The following is a 26,527-nucleotide window of genomic DNA, read 5'->3' as shown; positions in this document are numbered from 1 at the left end:
CTTTTTGCATGAAATTTTTCTTAAGTTTACACGTATGGGCTGAAGCCATGCCCGTGGAAAGCGAGCCGAATGGAGCGGAAATCAACGGTTACTTAACCGATAATATATGTATATAAATTTGCTCGTTATGAGTTTCAATATAAAAATTCTAAAATAGAGGCAATAACCGTGTTATACAAACTGTGGGTAAGTACAGATAAAGCGGAACTGATAATAACAAATGAACATAAGTATGGTAAATTAAATAAAAGTAAATCAGCAGAACTATTTCAAATACTTACGGGTGAAAAATTAACGGACCTAAAATTAGCATTTGATCTTCATTAGAACTCTTTTTTATCCCTTATTTATAAAAATAAAAGCCTGGAAAGGAAGAGTTTATGAACCGCAATGTATTTTTCATTGGATTATTTATTGCAGCTTTTTTCATTCATCAATTTTTCAATTTTGATGGACATCTGTTTCATAACTGGATGGATTCATTGTTATTTGCCTTCTGGTGTGTCATTGCTGTGATCGTATTAATGATTGCTGAGAAAAGAGTGAAGACAGTCCCAAAAAAGCACCAATGATGAAAATCATTCCTATAGCACTTCCTAACAAAAAATCTTCCTAAATACAGGAAAAGACATTCCACAGTGTGGAATGTCTTGAATTAACATACTTATTGTTTAATTGCTGAGAATTAAAGTTTAATTACGTTAGCAGCTTGTGGTCCGCGGTTGCCATCTACAACTTCGAACTCAACTTTTTGACCTTCGTCAAGAGTTTTGAAACCTTCGCCTTGGATTGCTGAGAAGTGTACGAATACATCGTTTTCGCCTTCTACTTCGATGAATCCGAAGCCTTTTTCTGAGTTAAACCATTTTACTGTACCTTGTTTCATGTGAGAAAACCTCCAAAAAAATAAATGTTAACAATATGGAATTTCTTTACCTGAATGAAAAAATTCACATATTACGAAGAGTACCGTCAAAATTACCGATCACTCTTTGTAATATGTGAATCTGTATTCCGGTCAAGCAATTTTATTGTTGATTTAATTATACCATCATTTAACACTATGTCAAACAATTTTTTAGTCTTTTTAGAAAATTTTCTTTTATTTCTGTAAATTATACATTTCTTTTATATTTAGACTAGGTGCTTCTAAAATAAGCCCGTGAAAAATTTGGACGTCTTCATCACAACCTTCACAAAATTCGCAATCCTCTTCATTCCAAAATGCAATAAATTGTTCTTTGCGTATTTCTTCATGTTCAAATTGTGCGCGTAATTTCGCTAACAGTTTTTTTAGTGCACTCTCATACTCCTCTTTCGTCTCATACTGGTATGTCGACACGATATGGGACTCCCATCCTTCAAATAGCCACCATGGTTCAAAATCCGCCTTCATATAAATAATTTTATACACGATCGACAACCCTTTCTTTTCTATATTATTGTATTTTATCAGAATGTTATAGTATGTCTATTATTACAACTTAGCGTGTGGTAAAATATTGTATAAGTATATTCTGGGAGGTATTCCACTAAATATGTTTTCAGCCTTTAAACCAAAAGCCGATCTTGATTTATTATTTGCACGTGGTACAGACTTAAATGCCACAGGACGTTTTAAACAAACTTTAGCCTTTAATCATTTTAACTTACAAGATCAGCAAAATTTAAAAGAGATTTATGAACGTCTTAAACAGAGTACACCAACAATGAATGAGATTTTTTCAAAATACTTGGATGAGATTGCACCAGCCGGTAAAAACCCTGTTTCAAAGGCACACATCGATGCGTATTTAAATCAATTCTTCCTTGCAGAACGAAATGATACTTATATCGATCACACAGTTCGATTTTTTGATTTCCTACGTCGTTGTAAATTTGAACCAGGCAAGCTCATTGTTGTATTCAATCAATTCTCTTTTTATGTAAACACACACCTTTTATATAATTTCGCTTTAAAGCCTTTTAAAGCATTTGACTATATGAAATCTGTATCTGCTGCCGTGAATATTGATCAAGAAATTTTAGTGGAAGTAATGACAGAACGTATTATAGAAAATGTGGTGGAAGAAATTGCTTCATTAATGGATGTCAATGCAAAAATCATGTATATGAAAGACTTAATCATGAGCCTTGATCACCAAACTGACGAAATTTCTACATCTACTGCAGCTGCAGAACAATTAGCGGCTTCGATAAACGAAATTGCCCGCTCATCAAGTAATATCGCGGAGAAAACGAACGAATCCGTTGAAAATGCCGTAAAAGGAAAAGAATCCATTGAGCAGGCACTGATTGAAATTTTTACAACTGAAGAAACATTTACGTCCATTGTAGCAAGCTTCAAAGACCTACAAAAGCACGTGAACGATATCGAAAGTGTCGTAACATTAATTAACCAAATTGCGGATCAAACAAATTTACTAGCACTCAATGCATCCATTGAGGCAGCACGTGCTGGTGAACACGGAAAAGGATTTGCTGTTGTTGCACAAGAAGTTCGTAAATTAGCGGAAAGTACAGTAAATGCCCTGAGTGAAGTGTCAACAAACGTACAATCCCTTAAAAGCTACTCCAATTCCGTTGCAAAATCGATTACAGAAACAACAGGTATTATTAAAGAAGCAACGAATGAGGCAAAAGAATCCTTACCTTTACTTAATTCCATCGTTGATACGATTGAAAGTATTAATATTGATGTCACAAATACAGCGGCTGTATCTGAACAACAAGCAGCAGCGATTGATGAAGTATCGGCTCGTATGATGCATATTTCACAACTACAAGAAGAAATTCGCATTCACGGAGCAAGTACATCTCGTGATATTCACTTATTAGGTCAGGAAATTAACCGCTTCCGCGTAGATATTGTCGATAACAGTAATATACAGTTATCAAGCATTGCCCTCCTACAACTTTCAAAAGCAGACCATATTCTATGGAAGTGGAAAGTATATAATATGTTCTTAGGTTTAGAACAACTAACGCCATCTGACGTATCATCACATAAAGAATGTCGTCTTGGGAAATGGTACTTCTCAGATAAAACACGCAACCGATTCGGTGCACACTCATCTTATCGTGAACTAGATCGTTACCATGAACAAGTACACAACTCAGCAAAGGCAGCAGTCGTTGCGTATAATAACAACCAAATTTCGGAAGCTGAAGTGCATTTAAAAGAAATTGAACAAGCTTCAAATCAAGTACTGTACTATATTAACCAATTAATCGACTCAATCCGTAAAGAACGTGAATCAATGTAATACAATGCAGTCTATATGTTGATTAGTAAAAAACAATTATTTTAGCTTAACAATTTATAAGTAAGTAAAGGAATGCTTCACTTACTTTTTAAAGGGTGAGTAATCATGGAAAAACGTGTAAAAGTTATATTTTTTGGAGATGTAAAAGGTACTGGTCATCGATTTTTCATTAAACAAAAAGCGATTGAATTAGGTTTAAAAGGATACTGCCAGTTAAATAGCAACAACCAACTCGAAGTGGAAGTAGAAGGCCGTACAAATGCTGTCGATGAATTTATTCACTTTGTGCAAAAAGGGGTTAGCTTACAAGCAGCATCCAATCAGTTTACACTCGAAGTGTTTGACGACCTAAAAGGCTATAAAGGAATGCAGTCGGATATTGTTTAATATCCGGCTTTTTCTTATGATATGATGAGGTGGTGAAACTTTTATATCACTTACACCGTATATATTAGAAACGTTTTGATTGGAGGTACAAACTATGTTAAGTGCCATGCATTTTATCACGCGACACGCTTTCAACTTTTTCATTAGCTCTGCTCTTCTTATAATTTCCATTGTGAATTTTGAGGTAGGATTATTTGGCCTAGCCGTACTAATAGGTGGATATTATATGAGTAATAAGCTTATTTTAGCTAGCCAAAAAAGAAAGCGTAGGAAAGAGTTAGGAATGACAAAAGAAGAATACAAACATATTGACGAACAGATAAAGCTCGCACGAGAACAACTAACTAATTTAACACAGCAATACGTTCGTGTTCGCTCTATTAAATCATTCAAATTACTCAACGAAACAAATAAAGTAGCTAAACGTATTATCAATATCGTCCATACAAACCCACAAAAGTTTTATGCAGTCGAAGATTTCTTCTATGCTCACCTACCGTCAGCGGTGGAATTGGCAGATAAATATACGTTACTCACAAAAGAGCAAGTAAAAGGTACTGACATTCATATAGCATTAGAAGATACGCGGAAAACGTTAAAAGATTTACATGGAACAATTGAAAACGACTTAAAATTAGCGCTTCAATCAGATATTGACCAATTAAAAATTGAACTTGATTTTGCAAAGCTTGCAAATGAACAAAGTCGAGAAAAAATTGGCGGTGGCGGTGAATGATACAAGAAAACCCATTTGACGCCTTTATATCGTCAGGTAGCCAATTAGCAGAAGTAGCAAAACAAGAATATGAAGCACAATTACAGAGCAACTCTGCTACTCCCCTATTTTCAGCGCTTAGTCCACTAAATCAAAAACGTGCACTGGATTTAGCCGGACAGCTCGAGATTAAAAATTATGAAGAAATTATTTCTTTTGGAAAGCTTGCACAACAAGCTTTAAAAAACTTTTCAACTAAATTATTAATACATGTTCAACGAAAAGATACTTCAGCAATTGGTGATATTTTATTTCAATTAATGGAACAGCTCGACCAAATCAATCCAGATGCATTAATTGAAAACAAAAAGAGCTTTTTGGGGAAATTATTTAATCGGCCAACAGCTTCTATCCAACAAACAATGTCTAATTATAGACGCCTAAGTAAACATATCGAGCGCTTAGGTATTAAGCTATCACATGCAAAGGAAGGCTTGCTTGCTGATTTTGCTATGCTAGATGAACTTTATAAATTAAATGAAGATTATTTTCATGAGATCAATATTTATATTGCAGCGGGTGAAAGGAAGCGACACGAAATTCAGCATCACATACTCCCTGCTATGCAGCAAACAGCCAGTACAAGTGAAAATCCTATGGTCCAACAAGAATTGCAAGATTGGTATATGCGGTTGGAATGGATGGATCGTCGCATATATGATTTAGAAATTTCTCGTGAAATCGCCATTCAGTCTGCTCCGCAAATTCGGATGATTCAACAGACACATCAAATGCTCATTGATAAAATTCAAACGTCGGTTATGTCTACAATCCCCCTTTGGCAATCGCAAATATCTATGCTTCTTAGCATGAATCAGCAACGCCGGGCAAATGCTGCACAGGAAAGACTCCTAAAAGCTTCCGACGAATTAATGCGTAAAAACGCAAAAATGGCGAGTATTACATCGAAAGACATAAAGCGGTCAGGTACAGGTATTACACACGAAGCGGTCGACCACTTTAAAGAAACACAGCTTAAACTACTGCAAGACTTGGAAGAAACGCTACGTGTCCAAGCAGTAGCTAACGAAAAACGGAAACAAACCGAATCTACACTTATATAATATAAAATATCATTATTTAGCGTTCTACCAACTAAAAGCCGGTTCACATTCCGCATGCGAACCGGCTTTTCTCTTTTATTCAAAATACTCTTTGTAATAACCGCCAACTTTTCCTGTGTTATCGATGACGAAAATGAATTCTTCTGTTTCATTTTTCACTTCGTATTCTTTACCAACTGTTAATACATTTGATACTAAATACTTTGATGCATTTGTGTGTACACATTTTACTGTACGAATCGTTGGTGCGTCTTTCCAATTTAAATGTAACATTATGATACCTCACTTTTTATAGAGAAATCTTCTCTAACATCTATAGTTTATTTTAAACGATTTTTGGCTGATTGTGTACTGAAACGTGTAATTCAGTAAAAATATTGTACTTTTACTATACTGAGAAACTTCTAACATGCTACACTAGAGAGTAGAGGTGATTTTATGGCATTTGGTAATATCCCTGCATGGTTTTTCGCTATTGCATTTGCATTTGCTATTATATTTATACTCATATCAGAATGGAATTCTCGTAAATAATGAAAATCGACAAGCTTACGCCTTGTCGATTTTTTTTACTTTAATGTACGCTTTAAAAATTCTTTTGTCCGTTCATGCTGTGGATTTACGAGTACTTGATCTGGATGCCCTTCTTCTACAATCACCCCTTTGTCCATAAAGACAATTCGGTCAGATACTTCACGGGCAAATTCCATTTCATGTGTAACGATGAGCATTGTATTCCCTTCATCCGCAAGCATACGCATTACTTTTAATACTTCCCCTACCATTTCTGGATCGAGTGCAGATGTCGGCTCATCAAACAGCATCACATCTGGGTCCATTGCTAATGCTCGGGCAATCGCAACACGTTGCTTTTGACCACCTGATAATTGACGAGGTTTTGCATTTTTGTATTTATCCATCCCGACGATGTTTAAGTATTTTAATGCTTTCTCCGTAGCTTCTGCTTTAGAGCGCTTTAATACTTTTTGCTGACCAACAATGCAATTACCAAGCACATCTAAATTATTAAATAGATTAAATTGTTGAAACACCATTCCTAAATGGGTACGATATTTTTCAATATCATGCTTGTCATCTAAAATATTTTCGCCTTTATAAATAATTTCGCCACCACTTGGTTTTTCAAGTAAATTAATACAACGTAATAATGTTGATTTACCCGATCCAGAAGAACCGATTAAACAAACAACCTCACCTTTACGCACATTGAAGTTTACGTCTTTTAATACTTCATGCTGACCAAATGACTTACTTAAATGTTTAATTTCTATTACAGTTTCCATAATTGATGCCCCTTATCTAATTAGTTTTCTTTCGTTGTCGTTTGTTCAACTTTATAAGAATTCGGACCATCTAATTTACGCTCCATCCAACGAAGTAAGCGTGTAGCGGTAAATGTCATAATTAAATAAATACAGCTTGCGATAAAGAAGCTTTCCGCAAATTTAAAATTCGCACCTGCAACGGATTTTGTCTGGAAAAATAGCTCCGTTACACTGATTACATTCAGTACAGCCGTATCTTTAATATTCATTACCAACTGGTTCCCTGTAGCAGGTAAAATGTTGCGTGCTACTTGTGGTAACACAACATAAATCATAATTTGGAAGTGATTCATACCAATCGCTTGAGCTGCCTCATATTGCCCTTTATCGACGGATACAATACCACCGCGTACAATCTCGGCCATATAAGCACCTGTATTTAAACCGACAACCACAAGCGCTGCTACAAAGCGGTCTAATTCAACCCCGTATGCATAAAGGCCGTAGAATACAACCATCGCCTGTACAATCATTGGTGTGCCACGGAATACTTCCACATAAACCGTTAAGAGAAAGTTAAACACTTTTAGTACTACACTTTTAATGGAACGCTTACGTACCGGAATGGTGTGCATAATACCGATAAAAAATCCGATCAGAGCACCAATAATTGTACTAATAATTGCGATAGCTAATGTCATATACGCGCCACGTAAAAACATTGGCCAGTTATTTTGTAATATTGAGAGAATGGTCTCTAAACTCATAAAAATCCTCCTAACAGCCGTATCACTGTCTTTTAAATAAACTAGCCGCCAAATTTTGTGCGGCTAGTTTCATTTATTATTGTTGTGCTGGTTGGTTGGCAATCGCTGCTTCCATTAATGTTTGGCGTTCCTCTTCTGAGATGCCTGCTAAAATTTCGTTCATTTTATCTTTGTTTGAATCGCCTTTACGAACTCCGATTGCTACTGATACTTGCTCTTCAGACACTTCAAAGCCTTCTTCTAGTTCAGTATAAGTGAAGTTGCTATTTGCTGCTGCTGCAGAAATCGCTTCTGGGCGCTCCGCTACATAACCATCAACTGCACCTGTTTCAACTGCTACACGCATTGCTGGGAAATTATCCATCGCTACTTCTTTTTTCACGCCTGGAATTTGATCAATTACATCGTAGTTTGTTGTATTTAATTGTGCTGTAATTTTTGCTCCCGTAAAATCAGCTAATGTTTTAGCCTTTTCATAAGCGCCACCTTTTTTTACTACCATAACAAAATCAGAAGTATAGTAGTTTTCTGTGAAGTCAATTGACTCTTTACGCTCTTTTGTTGGACTCATCCCTGCAATAATCGCATCTACTACACCTGATTGAAGTGCTGGTACTAAACCATCCCACTCCGTTTTCACAATGACTAACTCTTTTCCAAGCTCTGCGGCTACCTTTTTAGCGATTTCTACATCATAACCGCCTGCATACTCATTTGAACCATCAATTTTTACTGCACCGTTCGAATCATCCATTTGAGTCCAGTTAAATGGTGCATAACCCGCTTCCATTCCAATACGTAATACATTGCTTTCTTCTTTTTCATTCGCGTCTGACGATGACCCTGTTTTACCGTCATCAGATCCACATGCTGCAAGAACTAACATAGTCATCATTGCAGCCATTAGTACTACTAGCTTCTTTTTCATACAATTCTCTCCTTTTTCTAATAGTTTAGGCAATAAATAAAGCGACCTTAGAAGAACGTAAGGTCGCATAATTATTATTAGCCCATATCCTCTAGTTCCCATATTGAGATAGCACACCTTGAATGAACGGGAAAAATCAAACAAGACAGTCCTGCAATTGTTCATTGCAAACCCAGTGTATCGTAGTGAGCCTACAAACACACTTCGGCGATATTTCCTTCTCTTTCATTTCATCGTTCGCTCTAAACTCTATGAAAAACTAATAAATACCGCGCCTCTACCTCACGAGATTGTGAGGCTTAATTATTAAATTGATAATAGAATATTACAACATTCTAATTTTTGTGTCAATATTCATTTTTCTGACACATGAATAAATATACTCAAAAATGCTTAATTTCACGGATATTTCCATTTAATTCAAGTGTTTGATTCACACCTCAGTAAAATCTTATAACAGGACTAATGTCGCGATAACCTCGACTGACACATAAAAATATATGATTAGCTAACACTTCTATATGACTAACTGCGCTAATTCTTCTTATCGCTGCTTATAATAGCTATACGGCGGATTGAATAATCGTCTTCACCGATATAACAAATTGCGTTATTCTCATTTATTTTTTCAATCTGATGATACGATATCAAAATACAAAAAGCCTCTAACAAAATTTGTTAGAGGCTTTCACTGTATTCATTATGAATTTAATAATAAATCTTCTGGGTTCTCGATTAACTCTTTAACTGTTTTTAAGAAGCCTACAGAATCTTTACCATCGATGATACGGTGGTCATAAGAAAGTGCCACGTACATCATTGGACGGATTTGAACTTCGCCGTTTACAGCTACTGGACGGTTTACGATTGAGTGCATACCAAGGATACCAGCTTGTGTACCGTTCATGATTGGTGTTGACATTAATGAACCGAATACACCACCGTTAGTGATTGTAAATGAACCACCAGCCATGTCGTTTAAGCCTAATTTTTTGTCGCGCGCTTTTGCTGCTAACTCTGCGATATCTTTTTCGATTTGCGCGAAGTTTTTCGCGTTTGCATCGCGTACAACTGGTACTACTAAACCTTCTTCCGTTGATACAGCTACACCGATATCAAAGAAGTTATTTAAGTGAATTTCGTCACCAACGATTTGTGCATTTACATAAGGATATTTCTTAAGTGCTGCTACAACCGCTTTTGTGAAGAATGACATGAAACCAAGTTTGATGTCGTTATCTTTTACAAATTGCTCTTGTTTACGTTTACGTAATGCCATGATGTTTGTCATGTCGATTTCGTTGAAAGTCGTTAACATCGCTGTTGATTGTTTTACTTCTAATAAACGTTTTGCGATTGTTTGACGACGACGAGACATTTTCTCAATTGTTACACGGTCTGTCTCAGCTACAGGTGTGAAAATCACTGGACCTGTTGCTGCCACTGGTGCTGCTACAGGAGCCGCTGGTGCAGTGCCATGTGCTGCTACGTCTTGTACACGTACACGTCCTTGTGGATCTACTGGTGAGATAGCCGCTAAATCGATGCCTTTTTCACGTGCTAATTTACGAGCTGCTGGAGAAGCTACTACGCGCTCACCTGAAGTTTCTTCCACAACTGGTGTTGGTGCTGCCGCCGCTTTTGGTGCTTCTGGTGCCGGTGCTGCTTCAGCTACTGGTGCTGGTGCTGCACCTTCGCCTGCTTCTACTACTGCGATTACTTGACCTACAAGTACTGTATCGCCTTCTTCAGCTAAAATTTGTTTTAATACCCCTGCTTCTTCAGAGATGATTTCAGCGTTTACTTTATCTGTTTCTAATTCTACGATGAATTCGCCTTTTTCTACGCGATCTCCAACTTTTTTCACCCACTGGGCAATTGTACCTTCTGTAATAGATTCTGCTAGTTCAGGGACTTTGATTTCAGCCACTTTAATATCCTCCTTTGATATACCATTTGCTGTTTTAGTATAAAGCAAATGGGCGGGCTACTTCGGGAAGTAGCCCATTATTCACAAAATTTATTATATTATTTTGATACAGCTTCCGCTACTAATGCAGCTTGAGCTGTTTTATGTGAATCTGCGTCGCCTTCAGAAGTTGAGCTCATTGCAGGACGACCTACATAACGAACTTTTTTACCTTCAGCTAATTCATATAAATGTTCCAGCACATAGTTCCAAGAACCTTGGTTCTTCGGCTCTTCTTGTACCCATACGATTTCTTTTGCATTTGGATAACGAGCAATGATTTCTTTCACTTGCTCTGCTGGGAATGGGTAAAGCTGTTCTACACGTACGATGTGTAAGTGATCGAAGCCTTCACCCTCTTTTACGCGATCTGCAAGGTCAATCGTTACTTTACCAGTAGCAAGTAAGATTTTTTCAACTGCTTCTACGTTTTTACCCGTCGTTGGCTGTTCGATTACTTCGCGGAATTTGCCATTTGCTAACTCTTCAGCTGACGCTGCTGCAAGTGGATGACGAAGTAAAGATTTTGGTGAAACAACAACTAATGGGCGTACACCTTCAGTGCCTAACATAGTAGCTTGGCGACGTAATAAGTGGTAGTAGTTTGCTGCATTAGAGCAATCTACTACGAACCAGTTGTTCTCAGCTGATAACTGTAAGAAACGCTCCATACGGCTTGAAGAGTGCTCTGGACCTTGTCCTTCATATCCGTGTGGTAATAGCATCACTAACCCTGATTTTTGACCCCATTTCGAGCGAGCAGCTGAAATAAAGTTATCGAACATTACTTGTGCCATGTTTGCAAAGTCACCAAATTGTGCTTCCCAAATCGATAATACGTTAGGGTTTTCAAGGTTATATCCATATTCAAAGCCTACAACGCCGGCTTCAGTAAGCGGTGAGTTGTGCACTGTAAATGATGCGTTCGCACCTGAAATATGGTGCAATGGTGTAAATAACTGACCATTGTTTTTATCGTGTAATACTAAGTGACGTTGTGAGAACGTACCACGCTGTGCGTCTTGACCAGTAAAGCGAACTGGGTGACCATCTTGGATAATTGTAGCAAATGCTAATGTTTCCGCATGACCCCAATCGATTTTTTCTGTCGCGAAAGCTTCACGGCGTTTTTCTAAAATTTTACCAAGCTTGTTTTGTGGCTCAAAACCTGCTTCAAATTGAAGTAATTCTTCATTAATTTTCTCTAAACGCTCTACACCAACCGCTGTATCGATTTGAGGGAATGAAACTTTTACTTCTTCCGGCATTTCAAGATGAGCATGCTCGTCTTTTTCAGCCATTGCTTTTACATGATCATAAGCAGCTTGCATTTCCGCATAAATTTTCGCATCTAATGCTTGAATTTCATCCATCGTTACTAAACCTGCGTTCGCAAGCTCCGTACCGTATAATACACGGATTACATCATGTTTCGCTACTAATTTGTAAGTATCTGGGTTTGTTACTGTTGGGTCATCTGTTTCGTTATGACCGTAACGGCGATAACCAATTAAGTCAACTACGATATCTTTCCCGAACTTTTGACGGTACGCTGCAGCGAAGCGACCTACTTGTGCTACTGCTTCTGGTGCATCTGCGTTCACATGAACGACTGGTACTTCATAGCCTTTTGCAGGGTCAGAAGAATACACAGAAGAACGTGAATCATAATGTTCCGTCGTGAAACCAATCATGTTGTTTGCGATAATGTGAACTGTACCACCAGTAGTGAACCCTTCTGTTTTCGCAAAGTTTAATGTTTCTGTTACAATCCCTTGTCCTGGGAATGCAGCGTCACCATGGATAATAATACCTAAAGCTTTTTGTGGTTTGAATTCCACTGCGCCTGGTTTTGTTGTATCATCTTGAACTGCACGAGTTGTACCTAATACTACTGGTGCTGCTACTTCTAAGTGTGATGGGTTGTAAGCTAATTTCACATTCATACCAGAGTCACGAGTGTAAGATGCACCCATATGGTATTTTACATCCCCTGTCCAACCTTTTGTAATTTCTAAACGACCATCTTCTGGTAAGAATAAATCATTTGAAACGTGAGCAAAATCAGAGAACATCATGTCGTATGGTTTGTTTAAAATGTGTGTTAATACATTTAAACGACCACGGTGTGCCATACCGATACGAACATTTTCTAACTTGTCTTTTTCGACTGTTTTTAAAATTTCGTCTAATAAGATAATTTGTGTATCTAAACCTTCTCCAGAGAAGCGTTTTTGGCCTACAAATGTTTTATGAATAAACTTTTCAAAGTTTTCAACACGTGTTAAACGTTCAAGAATCACTTTTTTCTCATCATTTGAAAGTGCTGCCTTTAATGCACCTGATTCGATTTGTGACTGAATCCAAGCACGCTCTTCATCATTTGATACTTGATTGTATTCAAATGCAATTTTATCTGTATATACAGACTTTAAGAAGTCGATAGCCTCTTTCCCGTTTTTCACACCAGCAGGTACTTCTTTAAAGAAAACACTCGCTGGGATTTCAGCTAAATCAGCTGCTGATAAACCGTATGCGCTTTCATCAATACGAGAAGTATCTAGTTTGCGGTCTTTTAATGGGTAAAGATCTGCTGCTAAATGCCCATAACTACGAATTGCATCAGCTAAACGTACTGCTGCTAATACTTTGCGATAGTCACCTTGTGTTGCACCAGTTGCTTGAACAGTTACATCAACACCTTCTACTTGTGGCGCACCATAACTTTGGAATAGCGCGACTAATTCTGCCTCTACTTCTTCAGGAGACTGCAGGTATAGGTCATATTGCTCTAAAACATAACCTAAGTTTGGACCAGCAAATGCTGACCAAGGGGAACCTGCAGAGTATACATTGTTCGACATGAAAAATAACCTCCAACTTGTGCCTTATCGGCAGTTCCATTTATTAATTAAAATAAATCTGTATAATATTTTACCATTCTAAGTGCCATTATAAAATCATTCATAATGCTTTGCACACAAGAACGTTTTTTCCATCTCAATCTTACTACTCTTCACAAAAAATACAACTCTTTTTAGCAAAATAAGCAATTTTTTTCGCGAACTATTAAAAAACAAAAAAAATTTGTACAATTTGTTACATTTTTATGACAAGGCGCAATAAAAAGACGGTACCTTTTCCCATTTGACTGTGCACTTCCATTTCTCCTCCATACTTATCCATGAGCATTTTCGTAATACTTAATCCTAGCCCCGTGCTCCCTTCCACATGTACACGTGCATCATCGACGCGGTAAAAACGGTCAAATATATATGGCAAATGTTCTTCTGCAATGCCAATACCATTATCAGAAATTTCAATATACACATGATCACTCTCATAATGAATTAACGTTTTAATATACGGCACATTTTCATTGTACCGAATACTATTCTCATATAGGTTTCGTATAATTTGTAACAATGCCTCATTCGATATCGCTGCATGCTTAGGCTGTCCTACAACACTTGTATCAAACGTTACTTCTTCATAAATAAACTGCAATTCTGTCGATACTTGCCGAACGACAGCTTCTACATCTGTACTAGCATTTTCTGCTATTGATTCCTTTCGAGCAAGCTGAAGCAGTTCTTCCATAATCTGTTTCATACGCGCCAATTCATTTAGTGTTGTATCGAGTGACTCCTCTAATACGTCAGGGTCATTTTTTCCCCAGCGTTTCATTAACGATAAATGCCCTTCCATCGATTGAATAGGGGTTCTTAGCTCGTGCGACGCATTCGATATAAATTGCTGTTGCCTGTTAAACGAAATTTTCAGCTCATGGAGCATCGATTCATAGATCCTGAGTAAATCCCCTATTTCGTCTTTCGCATCATACTCAAAATCAACCTTTGTTTCAAAACCTTGCTCCTTCACAGCTATCATCGAATTACGCAGCTGGCGCAGTGGCCTAATCAGCACATTGGATGCATAATAACTAATAATCGCCGCTAACAATACTGCCCCTACCCCCATCATGAGCATCGTTGTGAATATATACCTCGTGATGGATTGAAACGCTGTTAATGGATGCACAAGTTGTAACACATATTGTATCGGTCCAATCTGCACAAGTCGATGCATGACATAAACATCTCGCCCATCTAAAGTCGTTTCATCAATCATCGTTTCATTTGGCGATGAAAAGAAAATAGCTAAATTCGCAGCAGGTGACGTATTATTAATTTGTAATATTTCCTTTCCATCAAGCTGGTATAAACGTACAGTTTGATCTTGATTTAAAATCGCCTTCATTAAACCGGTTTGATTTCGAAGATCCTGTATTGTAACAGTTACACCTTGTGAAGCAAAAAATGATGACATGTCATCCACTGTCCGAAGTGCATTTTTCTCTTCATTGGCTAATAACCACGTATGTAGTGCAATGAAAATAACGATACAAATGGCAGCATATGAAATTAAAATCGCCACTCCTGTCGTTAGCATCCATTTTGTTTTTAAAGACTGGTGCTTTAACCGATCCTTGATGTTCATTCACGCATCACATACCCTACTCCGCGAACGGTTTCAATATATGGGGTCTTTTCCGTTTTCAGTTTGGCTCGCAAATGACGAATATAAACATCGACGACATTCGTTTCAACTTCTGTTTCATATCCCCATACATGTTCTAAAATCAGTTCTCTTGTACATACTTTATTTTTTTGTTCTACAAGTAGTTTTAACAAATCATACTCCGTTCGTGTCAGTTCAAGCTTCTGCCCTTCAAAAACGACTTCATAAGCAGTCGTGTCAATACATAAGTCCCGAATAGTTAATTTTTGATCGTTCTCTAATTTTGGCTGTATGCGTCTAAAAATTGTGCGAATACGGGCTAATAACTCTTCTATCGCAAACGGCTTTACAATATAATCATCTGCTCCTGCATCCAGTCCTGCAACCCGGTCTAGTACCGCATCACGTGCTGTCAATAAAATAATGGGCACATCAGACTCTTTCCGAATACGGCGACACACTTCAATCCCGTTCAGCCCCGGCAACATGACATCCAATAAGATACACTCATAATTTCCGCTTAAAGCCGTTTCTAATCCATTCCTGCCATCATGACAAACCGTCACCTCAAACTGTTCATGCTGCAGTTCTAGTTCTAAAAAACGCGCAATACTCTTTTCATCTTCTACAATTAATATTTTTTTCATAATACTTCTTCCTTTTGATAAAAAATTCAATTTATATACTCTTAATGAGCAAAAACACACCCTAAAAACACCAAGTAAAATAGCAAGAGGAATTAAGAGAAGGCGGTATCATAGCCTCCGCGCTTTGCCACAGCCTACACAGGAGCTAAAACAGGCGCGGCCTGTTTGGATCTCCTGTTACGGCTCCTGTGGCTATGGCGCGCTACGGCAAAGTTGAGTGCTTCTTAAATATTCTAAACAAGTAGTTACCTTCGCTAAAAGAAATCATTTTCTTTCCGTTTGTACTTATAATCGCACACCCTCTACCGTAATGAATGAGAATGCCTCATTATTTTTGAGCAACCAATTATTGTATTCAACAATAGTTGCTTGTAGCGGAGGCTTGATACTCACCTGTGGAAAGCAACAGTTACTCAAATAATAATATATGTTTTTAAATTTAGTCATTATAAACCATACAGTTTTAAACGCTTCAAAGTAGATGGTGATACCTTAATATACCGCTACTGGAAGAACAGCGCTTTGAATATGCAGAAAGGGATGTTTGGAAAGCTTGAGCTTTTCATACATCCCCCTTCCATACAAAATTTAATCATAAATTTTGTAGCTATTTTTTTGGTTTGATTTTGATTCACATAAAGCTTGGTCGGCTAAGTCCACTAGCTTTTCCAACTTTTCACCGTGATCTGGATAAAATGCGACACCCATCGACGCTGTAGTTTGGAAATAGTGCTCACCTATCGCCCATCCTTCGTGAAGATGCATGCGAACGCGCTCAATAAAAGTTTGAACTTGTTCCGTCCGTATCTCTTTATTTCTAGATAAGTTCGTTAGGATCACCACAAATTCGTCTCCGCCTACACGAACGACTAAATTATCAAGCGACACACTCTTTACTAAAGCATTGCTAAACTGACAAATAAATTGATCTCCTACATCATGCCCATAACAATCGTTTACTTCTTTAAAATTATCCCCATCAATATACACAATCGCAATCGACTCATATTTTGAGCGCGCTTTTTCGAGTAAGTGCGGGAATTCCTTATCTAAATAACGACGATTCGGTAAATTTGTTAAACTATCATGGTACGCCATAAACATTAAAATACTTTCGCGTTTTTTACGCTCTGTAATTTCTCGAGAAAGCATAATAAGCTGATTCATTCCATTGTAATCGTTGCTATAGACAACCTTATAATGCCCTTCTGTCCAAAACAGTTCTCCGTGTTTCCCCTGTAATTTAAGCTCTACCTTTTGTTCACGTGTATTGTCATGAAACCCTTCAAGAACGGTTTGCCATTTCGGGACACTCTCCCCGGCCAATAGTTGCGCATAAAACTTACCAAGTAATTTTTCTTCTTCGTAACCAAGTAAGCGCACATATGAAGGCGATGCATAACTTATAATACCGTCTTCATCCGTGATGATGATTAAATCATTTGTATTTTCCGTAATCACGCGGAATGTACGCTCAATATTGCGCAGTTGCGTCATGACACGCTTCTTTTCCGAAACATTAAAGTGAATCCCTAAATATTGCGTAATATTGCCCTCTATATCATTTAACGGAATGATGGTCGTTTCGTTCCAATACGTTACACCGTACTTGTCATGGTTGCAAATTTCTCCATGCCATACATTACCATTCCGAATCGTGGCCCAAAGATTTTGGAAAAATTCAGGCGGATGATAACGAGAATTCACGATTTGATGTGTATTACCGATAATCTCTTCTCGTGTATAACCCGTTTGCTTTAAAAATCGCTCATTCACATCCACAATTTTTCCGTTTATATCCGTAATGGATATATCGGCTGCTGAATCCATTGCCCGTTTAAATGTTTCTAAAATGTGAGATGTTTGATGCAACATTTGCTCCTGCTCAAAATACTTTGTAATATCTTGTAAAATGATGAACACGGCCACTACTTCATTTTCCTGCTTTAATGGGGAAAATGTGGCTGTAAAACTTCTTTTTACACCTTCTCTATCGATAAAGTGCACTAATTTTGTGGCAAACATGCCACCGTGTTGAGCTTCGACCAAATATTGCTGTAGCTCCTCCAGCGTGTCTTTATCAATGAAATTCAAATCTAAAAAGTGTTGACCGCGCATGATTTGCATATCGATATTAAATGTTTGAACAAAGGCTGAATTTGCCTCTAGTAATTTCAAATCTTTGGACACTAATATTGTTGACAACAGCGTTTTGAAAAAGATGTTACGCATAAATAAATACTTGTCTTGTAAATCTCTTTCAAAAGCAATCTCTTTTGTAATGGCTAATATATATTGCTGTTCACGATGGATAATCGGAAGAACTGTCGTTTCATATTTCCGTACTTCCGATTCAAAAGTGATATAATCTTGAAAATTTTGCTGCTCATTTAACTCCAGCGCCAAATTATAATATTTCACTATTAAATTAGTCAGCTCAATAGACCGTACTTCTGTTAGCTTTTTACCAATAACCTCTTCATTAAAAATACTTCTAGCGGCTGGATTTGTATAAACATAGGTGTAATCATTGCCTAATTTTTTGCACAAAAATACAAAGTCCTTACTTTTGCTGAATAACATATTGAATTGTTTTTCTGAAAGTAATGATTGGCTCATCATTACACCTACCTCTTTATACTTAATTGAAAAATGGTTTTGTTTGCTTCTCTACAAAATGGATACATTCTTCATATTCCACTTGTTCATTAGTAGATTGAACCTGTAACCATTTTAAATTATTCCCTAATATCTCTAATTTGTAAATTGATTGAACCGTCGCATTCCCAATTAACAATAATTGATAGCGCTCGTTTTCCTGTTGAACGATACATTTTACAAAACCGCCTGGATTATACACTGTGACACTATTCGATTGCACAATACCATGTAATGTAGCGACTAGTGCTGATGCTGTCATCGCTGTCCCACATGCATTTGTAAACCCTACACCACGCTCATATGTCCGGACAAAAATACTGTCCGATGTCATCGGATACACATAACTTACATTGACACCATCATAACAAAATTCATTTTCCGAATTTAAGTATTGTGCCAATAAAAAATGGTGAGACTTATGCTGAATATAATAATCGCCTACAATCCCGATTAAATGTGGATTCGGTACAGATACAGCTGTAAATTGAATCGTTGGTGAAAACTCTTCAATTACTTCATTCATGATCACATCTTGGTCTTTATACCACATTGGTAATGAGGATAGCGCAAATGATACAGGGGAAATTTCTACTGAATATGTTGGTAACTGCTTAAACAACGGTTGCTCCTTTTTTACACGTAAGTTCGCTTTCATTGTTTCAATAACCGCTTCGTCTACACCTAATTTTTCACACACGTAACGAGCGACACAGCGTAAACCATTACCACACATCGATGCTTCAGATCCATCTGCATTGATGACACGCATTTTAGCATCTGCTATATGAGAAGGGCAAACAATGAGCAGTCCATCTGCCCCCTCTTCATTCTCCTTATCACATAACCAACTGACAAGTGTTGACCAGTCGAACTCGTTCTCATCACCCGTTTCATACAGATAAAAAGTATTACCCGAACCATGTACCTTTAGTAAAGTAATATCCATATCTATCTCCTCCACACTATATATAATTATATTATCGTTTAATAGAACTTCATTCAATAAAAGTTACACATTATTTTCACATAATTCAGAATTAAATTCACAATTTATATAAAATTTGCTCTTTTACGAGCTATTATATTGCATTAGGTAATATTTCTGTTGTAAACTGAAAGCACAAAATACTATTTCGATATTGTGTTTTCATAAGCAAGATAGAGGGGAAACTAACGGTAAAACGATAGTTCGACGTCTATTTCTTTTAGGTTGGAATCAAGTTCGAAATCATTGCCTGACCCTAGGCTACACTATCCTAAAAAGGAGGCGTTTTGCATGTTAAAACAGCGAGACCTTCATGAAACAACAGAGCTATACAATTTACTTTCACACCCTGCTGTATTTCCTTATGTTCGTCAAAAAGCAACTTCTGCTGAGGAATACTTGTTTATGACCAAACAATTAATCGAAGAAGAACAACAAGGGAAAACCATTTCCCGGACAATTACGGATGATTGGGGGCAACCAATCGGAACAATTAGCATTTTTGATGTGCAAGACGGGGCCGGCTTTCTTGGTACATGGATAGGTAAGCCCTATCAAGGAAAAGGCTATAATCAAAAAGCAAAATATTTGTTCCTAACGGAGTTATTTTATAACTATAACTTCCATACTGTCTTCCTCCGCATCCGCCAAGAAAATGAGCGTTCCAAAGCTGCCGCATTAAAACTCCCGTATGTTCTCTGTGCCCGTGAATGTCACCCAGCATTATATGAAGAAATTAATGCAGGTGAATTAAAATATAGTTTATTTAAAATTCCGAAAGACTTATTCTATTTAACAACTGCGCATGAGCGTGCAGAAGAAGAAGAACAAGCAATGTGAAAAGACCAAGTGTTGTACAAAAGAGGCATTCTGAATGCACAACACTTTTTATACGAGTAGAGCAATCTTATGTACATTCCATTTTGACATAAGATTGCTCTTTTTTTGTAAAACATGATAAAGTTTTTTCAAAATGTACACGCACGATTCACTGAAACTTCCATGCTTGAATGAAAAATAAAACATCACGATCATTTATTTTTCATATTGAGTAATCAATGTCACCATTTCACTAGGTGTTTTTGGCGGCTCTGCATCAAGCATTTTATCAATCATTTGGGTTTCATCTCGAATCAAGTCTTCAATCGAGCTCATAAAGCTGTCTTTTGTTAGTGCTTCTTCTTCTAATACATGTGCAAAGCCTTGTTTTTTAAAAATCCGCGCATTTAAAATTTGGTCCCCACGACTTTTAGCTGCGGATAGCGGGATGAGTAACATCGGCTTACGCAATACTAAAAACTCAAAAATGGAGTTAGAGCCTGCCCGAGAAACGACGAAATCCGCTGCATATAGTAAATGTGGTAACTCATCCGTTACATAATCAAACTGTTTATACCCTGGTACTTCTAGTAACGTTTCATCTACATTTCCTTTACCACATAAATGAATAATCTGAAAGTCCTCTAACAACGCTTGTAAATTGTCACGTAACGCTTCGTTTAAGACAACAGAGCCCAAACTGCCCCCCATCACGAGTAACACCTTTTTAGATTTATCAAATCGACATAGCGCTAAACCTTTTGCTTTTGAGCCTTCTAATAACTGTTGGCGAATAATCGAGCCTGTGCATGTTGCCTTATCGTTTGGTAAATGCTGCATCGTTTCTTTAAAGACGGTAAAAATATGTGATGCAAAGGGAAGTGCCAATTTATTTGCTAATCCAGGTGTTACATCTGATTCATGGACAACGACTGGGACATTAGCTAACTTAGCCGCAATTACGACCGGAACTGAAACAAATCCCCCTTTTGAAAATACAACGGTCGGTTTTACTTTTCGCATCACCGAAAAAGCTTGCGCAACCCCTGCTAACACGCGAAATGGATCGGTAAAGTTTTTCATTGAAAAATAACGTCTTAGCTTCCCACTCGAAATGTCATGATAAGGTACTTCAGGAAAGGCATTTTTGATTAGCTCCTTTTCAATCCCATCCTGTGAGCCGATATAATGTACTTTATACCCCTCCTGCAACAAGGTCGGTATGATGGCTTCGTTTAAAGACACATGCCCAGCTGTCCCTCCACCAGTTAAAATAATTGATTTATCTTTCACAAACATTCTCCTATTCTTTCCACAAATCCACTAATTATCATCACTTATTATGGTTCTTCATCAAGACGTGTACTTGACCACACATTCCGTTACGGGCGGACGCTTTCCGCGGGCGAGGTCGAGCCTCCTCGTCGCTCATTCTTCGCTGCTCCTGTCGCTGCGCTTTCGTCGCAAATAAATTTCCTGCGGGGTCTCGGGCCAACATGATGTTGGTCACAAAGGCGTTGTCACAGGACGTGACGGTTTTAGCCTTTGTTCTTCTACAGCTTTTCCCGCTGGAGTCGCCGCCCTTCACTCCATGTGCTTTTAGAATCCTACATTTTTAAATCAAGAACATATTTGGGTATTGACCCTTTATTATCTCATCATAAAAGACATACATCTTTATTAAGCAGATGTCATGTCGGCATTTCTATTTCGTTTAATATGTTTGGCTGGATAAAAATATACATTGCGTACAATTCGTATATTTTAGATTATTGTGTATATGCATAATATTTTTTGGATTATACATGATAACTAATACTAATTATATGTTATGAAGTTTTTAATCACAACGACAATTGTAGCATAATATGCAGCTCCAACAAACCATTTACAATGTATTAATACCGATTAACGGTCATTACAGTATGGTTCTAACAAAATAAAAATTTATACTTTTGACTGAAAAAGCGAGGACAATAATTGCCCTCGCTACAACATGACACATATGAAGTTTTCCGATTTATACGCCTTCATACAATTATTCTAACTTTCCGTTCCAATAATCGCTACGTCTTTTATATTTTCACCAATGATCACAAGGCTTGCCGGCATTTTAATGTACTCAGGTAGCCACTGCACCATACCGTAAGCATATTGGAATAGCATCGGGTTTTTAATCCCTTGAATCGGTACATACCCTTTCATGCGGTACACAGATTGCGGCAAGCTACGTACCCACTCTTCAAACTGCTCTTGTGTAAAGCTTTCGGTAAATTCCACTAAACGTGAACTTAAATTAAAGCTTTGTCCAATTTTTGCAGAGATGATGTTACTTTTATCTGTCCGTACAGTCGATTGCATATTTTGTAACAATGAAAACGGCACTTTCCCATTCGTCGTTTGTAAAATAAACGCATTCGGGTTAAAGCTTTGTAGCTCATATACCACTTGCGCTTGCTCGGCTTCTGTCAGTAAATCCATCTTATTCGCAAGTAATAAATGTGCATGGCGGATTTGCTCTAGAAATAGCGAACGCGCTTGTGGGGATAACGTTGTACGATTTAACCACAGCTTGCTATCAGCGACCGTCACAATGCCTTTAATATTCAACTGATTGGCAAAGAGCGGTGAGTATACCGCATCTAACGCTTCTACAGGATGAGCTGCCCCTGTTGTTTCAATGATCAGTACATCAAACTGGGCATCATGTAAAAGCGATTGAATTTGTGCTTCTGTTTTTTCTGCCCCTGAGCAACAAATACAGCCCTCTAACATTTCTTTTAAAGGCACATCCTCTTCTACTGCTTGTGAATCAAAATTTAATTTCCCCAGCTCATTCATGATGACAGCTGGTTTTAACCCTTGCTCCTTTAATTGACGAATGACATCCGTTAACATGGATGTTTTTCCGCTACCTAAAAAACCACTAAATAAATATACGTCTTTCAATGTAAACACTTCCTCTATAGAAAAAGGGCTGTCCAGAAAAGCGAAAACTTTCCTGACACCCCCTTCATTTTTTAATCAATATCTACTAAGAACTATTGCTCCTGTAGTGGTCGCAACGAAGCCTTCTAAAAATGCCTTTTCAGACGGCTCCTCTACCATTATTCAGCTTGTGCTTCTTCAGTTCCTAATAGCACGTTTTTTGCTTTTAATACCATTGGATCTTCTTGTTTAATTTTGTCACGTAATGCATCCATTAGTGCATATGTCGTGTCTCCAACTAAAATACCTGTTTGTTCTAGCTCTCGTGCTTTTTGGAACGCTTTTACTGCACTTGCTGTATTCGCATCAAATTTCCCGTCTACTTCACCTGGGTTATAGCCTAAAGCTTCTAACATACCTTCTGCTGCTTCAATCATTTTATTATTCATACCTGAAGACAATTCAGTTGCCGGGTCAACATATGATAAGGATGCATAACTTGGGTACTGTACTTCAATCGTAGGTGTTACCCCTTTTTCATTGATCCAGTTCCCCTTTGGTGTCAACCATTTACCTGTTGTGAACTTTAAGTTAGAACCGTCTTTTAAGTAGCTAACTGTTTGTACCGTTCCTTTACCGAACGAGTTCACACCAATGACCTCAACATTGCCCGATTCATGTAGTGCTGCCGCTAAAATTTCAGAAGCAGAGGCACTTCCTTCATCGATTAACACGGTAATAGGTTGTGTGAATTTTTTGCCGCCTTCCGCTTTAAACACTTCCGGCTCACCAGCACGACCTTGCACTTGTATAATTGGTTGACCTTCTTCCAGGAATAAACTCGCAATATCAATCGCTGCTGTTAAATAGCCACCTGGATTTTGGCGTACATCCAACACAATCCCTTCCATACCTTGTGCTTCTAATTCGTCTAAAATGGCTACAAGCTCGTCATATGTTTGCTCGCTAAATGATGTAATTTGAATATGAGCCATTTTATCGTCATCGATTTCACCGTAAACTGTTTCAATCGGAATATCATCACGCACAATGGTCATTTCCATTGGCTCTGCTTCACCGCGCTGTACTGTTAATGTCACCGGTGTTCCTTTTTCACCACGAATTAACAACACCGCTTCCGTCGCTGTCATTCCTTGAATACTTTCACCATCAACAGATAAAATAATATCTTGCGGTAAAAGTCCCGCTTTTTCAGCCGGTGAATTTTTAATTGGCGATACGACGACAATATAGCCGTTACGTTCTTGAATTTCTGCTCCAATTCCTTGGAAGCTTGAAGATAAACCTTCGTTAAAATGACTTGCTTCAGTCGTATTCATGTAATCTGTATATGGATCATCTAGTGCGTCAAACATGCCATTAATCGCACCTGAGATAACTGCTTCTTCATCAATCTCAACATAATAATTATCTTTTAATTCATCAAACGCATCGTATAATCTTGTAAATTCCCCGCGTTCTACAGGTACTTTTACTTCTACCACTTTCTTGTCACCAAATGTAAGAGCTAAAATTGTTAAACCTGCTGTTAATAAAATTGTTAGGAAGATTAGCATGATCAGTGCAAACGGCTTTATACGTAAAAATTTCCCCGCTGGCTTTACTGGTTGCTCCTTCATTTCTTCCTCTCGTTTTTGTTCATCCATTGAATTTCACCACTCTCTAACTTGCATTGCATGCTATATAACATATTAACAGTTTGCATGCCTTCCGAAAAGGAAAGACGTTAACTTTTTTATAAAGTTTCGCAGAAAAATGAAAAAAACGTTTATTAGTGTCGGATATTATGTATCGTTGATCTAAACATAGGTACGAACGAAACGCCTTCGATGATAAACGTCTCATCTTGAATCGCTACATCTCCATGCAATCTTCACTATAACTAAAAATGGCTCCGCTTTAGATTGAAAACAAAAGCAATTATTTTACTGCTAACAATTGGTATCAATCATTTTCATACCTCGATTGTGTCACATAGCGAAAACGAGATACAACTTATTTTAAAATATGTGTCAAATCAGGTCTATTTACCTAAATGGCACTTATCTACAATTAAGTTGTATATCAAAAACGACCAATTGAGATTTAGTCGCTTTTTTGAAGTGAGCGTGTGATTCGTTTTATAAAAAAATTGCACGTCACCTTTTATTGCGATCACAATTAAAGAAGAATTTATTATTTTTTACAGATGACTACATCCTAAAGACGTGTACCGATTCATTTTAATCTACGATACAGTCTTTCAAAAAGGCCTGATTATGTTCATTTCCTATTCAAAAAACGCTTTTTTCTCTCCCCACGCGAAGTTCTTTTTTTAGTACATTTCTCTCTTTTTTAACACAGTAACTCTTCGTAGCGCACTTGATTTTGAATAAAATCGTTCATTTTTTCAGCTAAAAATGTACACAGATAAGACGAGTCGCTGCATAGACACACTCATATTTATTATTTAATGGTTAGCCTTATCCGCTCTTGATTTCCAGTTTAATACCAATAAATACTTTACTATGTTATAATCTCATCATATTTAAAACATCTTAAGTTGGTTTACATATAAAATTTAATTTTCTTTTTATATTTCTAAGTAAAAATAACCTATTAGGAGATGCGTACTAAAGTTGAAGAAAAAATTAGAAAAAAGGTTAGCCTATTTATATTCAGGTGAATTAACTTCTATCTTCGCGTTTGTTTTTATTAGTTATCTACTTAATTATACATATCCTAATCTACAATTATATTCGCTATATTCATTTGGGGCATCTTTCATCCTTTTAGAACTTCTTCTGCTCCAAGGAACAATTTATTGGTATGTAAAATTGAAAACACTTAGAAATGAGAATACAGCTAAAACCCCTATTAAGCTAGTTCGACAGTTACATCTTTGTAAAAAACTAATTATAATCCCGATTATTGCTTTCACCTTTGATGTTATAAAACGGTATCCTTCATTGCCATTAGGCGGATTAGCAATCGCATTCTTTATTTATATCTTTGCAGTTATAGAGTACATTAATTATTTTTATATTCAACTTTCATACGATAACAGCGCTGATATTAGATACTTGTTAAAAAATAAAAAATTAAAGCAATCCTGTATGAATAAAGATTTTAAAAGAATTTCATAAAATAACTATGACTCTTCACCGAGCTTATTCCCTTATTTGCTTGCATCTAGGCTAAAAAATGTTTTTTAACCGTTCACTGCACGATTGAGACTGGATACGGTAATGTTTTCCTCAGATACCGTAGCTTTTTGAACGTTCACTTTTGAACAATTAGAACTCGATGAGAATATGCCGATCGAAACAATCAAAAGAGAAGTAGACGAGATTTTTAAAGCTTAGGTTAGCCATCAACTGAATATTTCTTATAGTATAATGATCCACACGGACAAAGAGTAACTAAAAATATACTTATTTTTACAAGTGAATCAATTTCATAAATCGATTTTTTCAAGAGCTTAGACTAACCCAATTTCTTGATTCTTATTTTTAAAAAATTAT

General features: G+C 37.2%; 22 protein-coding genes and 1 riboswitch. Of the genes, 7 read left to right on the top strand and 15 right to left on the bottom strand.

Going from position 1 to position 26,527, the window contains the following annotated elements; genetic code table 11:
- Positions 1-380 precede the first annotated feature (380 nt).
- Complete coding sequence (locus AC3II9_RS20600; protein WP_489158495.1) at positions 381-572, top strand: hypothetical protein; 192 nt, start codon at positions 381-383, stop codon at positions 570-572.
- Between the two features lie 113 nt (positions 573-685).
- On the opposite strand, the gene AC3II9_RS20595 is transcribed toward AC3II9_RS20600, so the two are convergent.
- Both AC3II9_RS20595 and AC3II9_RS20590 read right to left on the bottom strand, forming a co-directional pair.
- Positions 686-886: a cold-shock protein gene (locus tag AC3II9_RS20595; RefSeq protein WP_036158806.1), complete on the bottom strand. Its 201-nt coding sequence runs from the start codon at positions 884-886 to the stop codon at positions 686-688.
- Positions 887-1,102: 216 nt separating this feature from the next.
- Positions 1,103-1,414, bottom strand: a complete 312-nt coding sequence (locus AC3II9_RS20590; RefSeq protein ID WP_489158493.1) for a DUF1033 family protein — start codon at positions 1,412-1,414, stop codon at positions 1,103-1,105.
- A 124-nt stretch (positions 1,415-1,538) separates the two neighbouring features.
- Here AC3II9_RS20590 and AC3II9_RS20585 point away from each other — a divergent pair, with 124 nt between their 5' ends.
- The 4 genes from AC3II9_RS20585 (at position 1,539) to AC3II9_RS20570 (ending at position 5,492) form a co-directional block, all read left to right on the top strand.
- Positions 1,539-3,266: a methyl-accepting chemotaxis protein gene (locus tag AC3II9_RS20585; protein ID WP_489158492.1), complete on the top strand. Its 1,728-nt coding sequence runs from the start codon at positions 1,539-1,541 to the stop codon at positions 3,264-3,266.
- 105 nt (positions 3,267-3,371) lie between these two features.
- Positions 3,372-3,653, top strand: a complete 282-nt coding sequence (locus AC3II9_RS20580) for an acylphosphatase (RefSeq protein WP_489158490.1) — start codon at positions 3,372-3,374, stop codon at positions 3,651-3,653.
- A 94-nt stretch (positions 3,654-3,747) separates the two neighbouring features.
- The gene (locus AC3II9_RS20575) at positions 3,748-4,389 is read left to right on the top strand and encodes a 5-bromo-4-chloroindolyl phosphate hydrolysis family protein (protein ID WP_489158488.1); all 642 of its coding nucleotides are present in this window, start codon (positions 3,748-3,750) and stop codon (positions 4,387-4,389) included.
- Positions 4,386-5,492 (top strand): toxic anion resistance protein, encoded by a 1,107-nt coding sequence (locus AC3II9_RS20570; protein ID WP_489158486.1) that lies wholly within the window; start codon positions 4,386-4,388, stop codon positions 5,490-5,492. The genes AC3II9_RS20575 and AC3II9_RS20570 overlap by 4 nt, the downstream gene beginning before the upstream one ends.
- Positions 5,493-5,567: 75 nt before the next feature.
- Here AC3II9_RS20570 and AC3II9_RS20565 read toward each other — a convergent pair whose 3' ends face one another.
- The 10 genes from AC3II9_RS20565 to dapF all read right to left on the bottom strand — a co-directional run bounded on the left by AC3II9_RS20565 (position 5,568) and on the right by dapF (position 19,217).
- Complete coding sequence (locus tag AC3II9_RS20565) at positions 5,568-5,765, bottom strand: DUF6501 family protein (RefSeq protein WP_391369895.1); 198 nt, start codon at positions 5,763-5,765, stop codon at positions 5,568-5,570.
- Between the two features lie 296 nt (positions 5,766-6,061).
- Positions 6,062-6,796: an amino acid ABC transporter ATP-binding protein gene (locus AC3II9_RS20560; protein ID WP_489158484.1), complete on the bottom strand. Its 735-nt coding sequence runs from the start codon at positions 6,794-6,796 to the stop codon at positions 6,062-6,064.
- Positions 6,797-6,816: 20 nt separating this feature from the next.
- Complete coding sequence (locus AC3II9_RS20555) at positions 6,817-7,545, bottom strand: amino acid ABC transporter permease (RefSeq protein ID WP_431030203.1); 729 nt, start codon at positions 7,543-7,545, stop codon at positions 6,817-6,819.
- Between the two features lie 76 nt (positions 7,546-7,621).
- The gene (locus AC3II9_RS20550) at positions 7,622-8,473 is read right to left on the bottom strand and encodes a transporter substrate-binding domain-containing protein (RefSeq protein WP_489158482.1); all 852 of its coding nucleotides are present in this window, start codon (positions 8,471-8,473) and stop codon (positions 7,622-7,624) included.
- Between the two features lie 101 nt (positions 8,474-8,574).
- Positions 8,575-8,761, bottom strand: a riboswitch (Lysine riboswitch).
- Positions 8,762-9,173: 412 nt separating this feature from the next.
- A complete protein-coding gene (odhB, locus tag AC3II9_RS20545; protein ID WP_489158480.1) occupies positions 9,174-10,403 on the bottom strand; it encodes a 2-oxoglutarate dehydrogenase complex dihydrolipoyllysine-residue succinyltransferase in 1,230 nt (409 codons plus the stop codon).
- A gap of 98 nt (positions 10,404-10,501) precedes the next feature.
- A complete protein-coding gene (locus tag AC3II9_RS20540; protein ID WP_489158478.1) occupies positions 10,502-13,306 on the bottom strand; it encodes a 2-oxoglutarate dehydrogenase E1 component in 2,805 nt (934 codons plus the stop codon).
- A 235-nt stretch (positions 13,307-13,541) separates the two neighbouring features.
- A complete protein-coding gene (locus tag AC3II9_RS20535) occupies positions 13,542-14,942 on the bottom strand; it encodes a HAMP domain-containing sensor histidine kinase (RefSeq protein WP_489158476.1) in 1,401 nt (466 codons plus the stop codon).
- Positions 14,939-15,610, bottom strand: coding sequence for a response regulator transcription factor (locus AC3II9_RS20530; RefSeq protein WP_489158474.1), 672 nt, complete (start codon positions 15,608-15,610; stop codon positions 14,939-14,941). Before AC3II9_RS20530 ends, AC3II9_RS20535 begins: the two co-directional genes overlap by 4 nt.
- Before the next feature lie 588 nt (positions 15,611-16,198).
- Positions 16,199-18,232, bottom strand: coding sequence for a PAS domain S-box protein (locus AC3II9_RS20525; protein ID WP_489158472.1), 2,034 nt, complete (start codon positions 18,230-18,232; stop codon positions 16,199-16,201).
- Between the two features lie 19 nt (positions 18,233-18,251).
- Positions 18,252-19,217 carry a diaminopimelate epimerase gene (gene dapF, locus AC3II9_RS20520; protein WP_489158471.1) on the bottom strand — a complete coding sequence of 322 codons (966 nt, stop codon included), beginning with the start codon at positions 19,215-19,217 and terminating at the stop codon, positions 18,252-18,254.
- Positions 19,218-19,547: 330 nt separating this feature from the next.
- On the opposite strand from dapF, the gene AC3II9_RS20515 reads away from it, so the two are divergent.
- Positions 19,548-20,096, top strand: a complete 549-nt coding sequence (locus AC3II9_RS20515; RefSeq protein ID WP_489158469.1) for a GNAT family N-acetyltransferase — start codon at positions 19,548-19,550, stop codon at positions 20,094-20,096.
- A 195-nt stretch (positions 20,097-20,291) separates the two neighbouring features.
- Here AC3II9_RS20515 and murG read toward each other — a convergent pair whose 3' ends face one another.
- From murG to AC3II9_RS20500, 3 genes are all read right to left on the bottom strand, one after another.
- Positions 20,292-21,368, bottom strand: a complete 1,077-nt coding sequence (gene murG, locus AC3II9_RS20510) for an undecaprenyldiphospho-muramoylpentapeptide beta-N-acetylglucosaminyltransferase (RefSeq protein ID WP_489158467.1) — start codon at positions 21,366-21,368, stop codon at positions 20,292-20,294.
- Between the two features lie 750 nt (positions 21,369-22,118).
- On the bottom strand, positions 22,119-23,024 hold the full coding sequence (locus tag AC3II9_RS20505; RefSeq protein WP_489158466.1) for a CobW family GTP-binding protein: 906 nt from the start codon (positions 23,022-23,024) through the stop codon (positions 22,119-22,121).
- A gap of 158 nt (positions 23,025-23,182) precedes the next feature.
- Positions 23,183-24,670, bottom strand: a complete 1,488-nt coding sequence (locus tag AC3II9_RS20500; protein ID WP_489158465.1) for a lmo1851 family serine protease — start codon at positions 24,668-24,670, stop codon at positions 23,183-23,185.
- A 972-nt stretch (positions 24,671-25,642) separates the two neighbouring features.
- Between AC3II9_RS20500 and AC3II9_RS20495 the strand changes: the two genes are divergently transcribed.
- The gene (locus AC3II9_RS20495) at positions 25,643-26,149 is read left to right on the top strand and encodes a general stress protein (RefSeq protein WP_489158463.1); all 507 of its coding nucleotides are present in this window, start codon (positions 25,643-25,645) and stop codon (positions 26,147-26,149) included.
- Positions 26,150-26,527 lie beyond the last annotated feature (378 nt).

It is taken from the genome of Lysinibacillus sp. RU7, from assembly GCF_057837305.1.
This window is presented reverse-complemented; position numbering and strand designations above follow the sequence as displayed.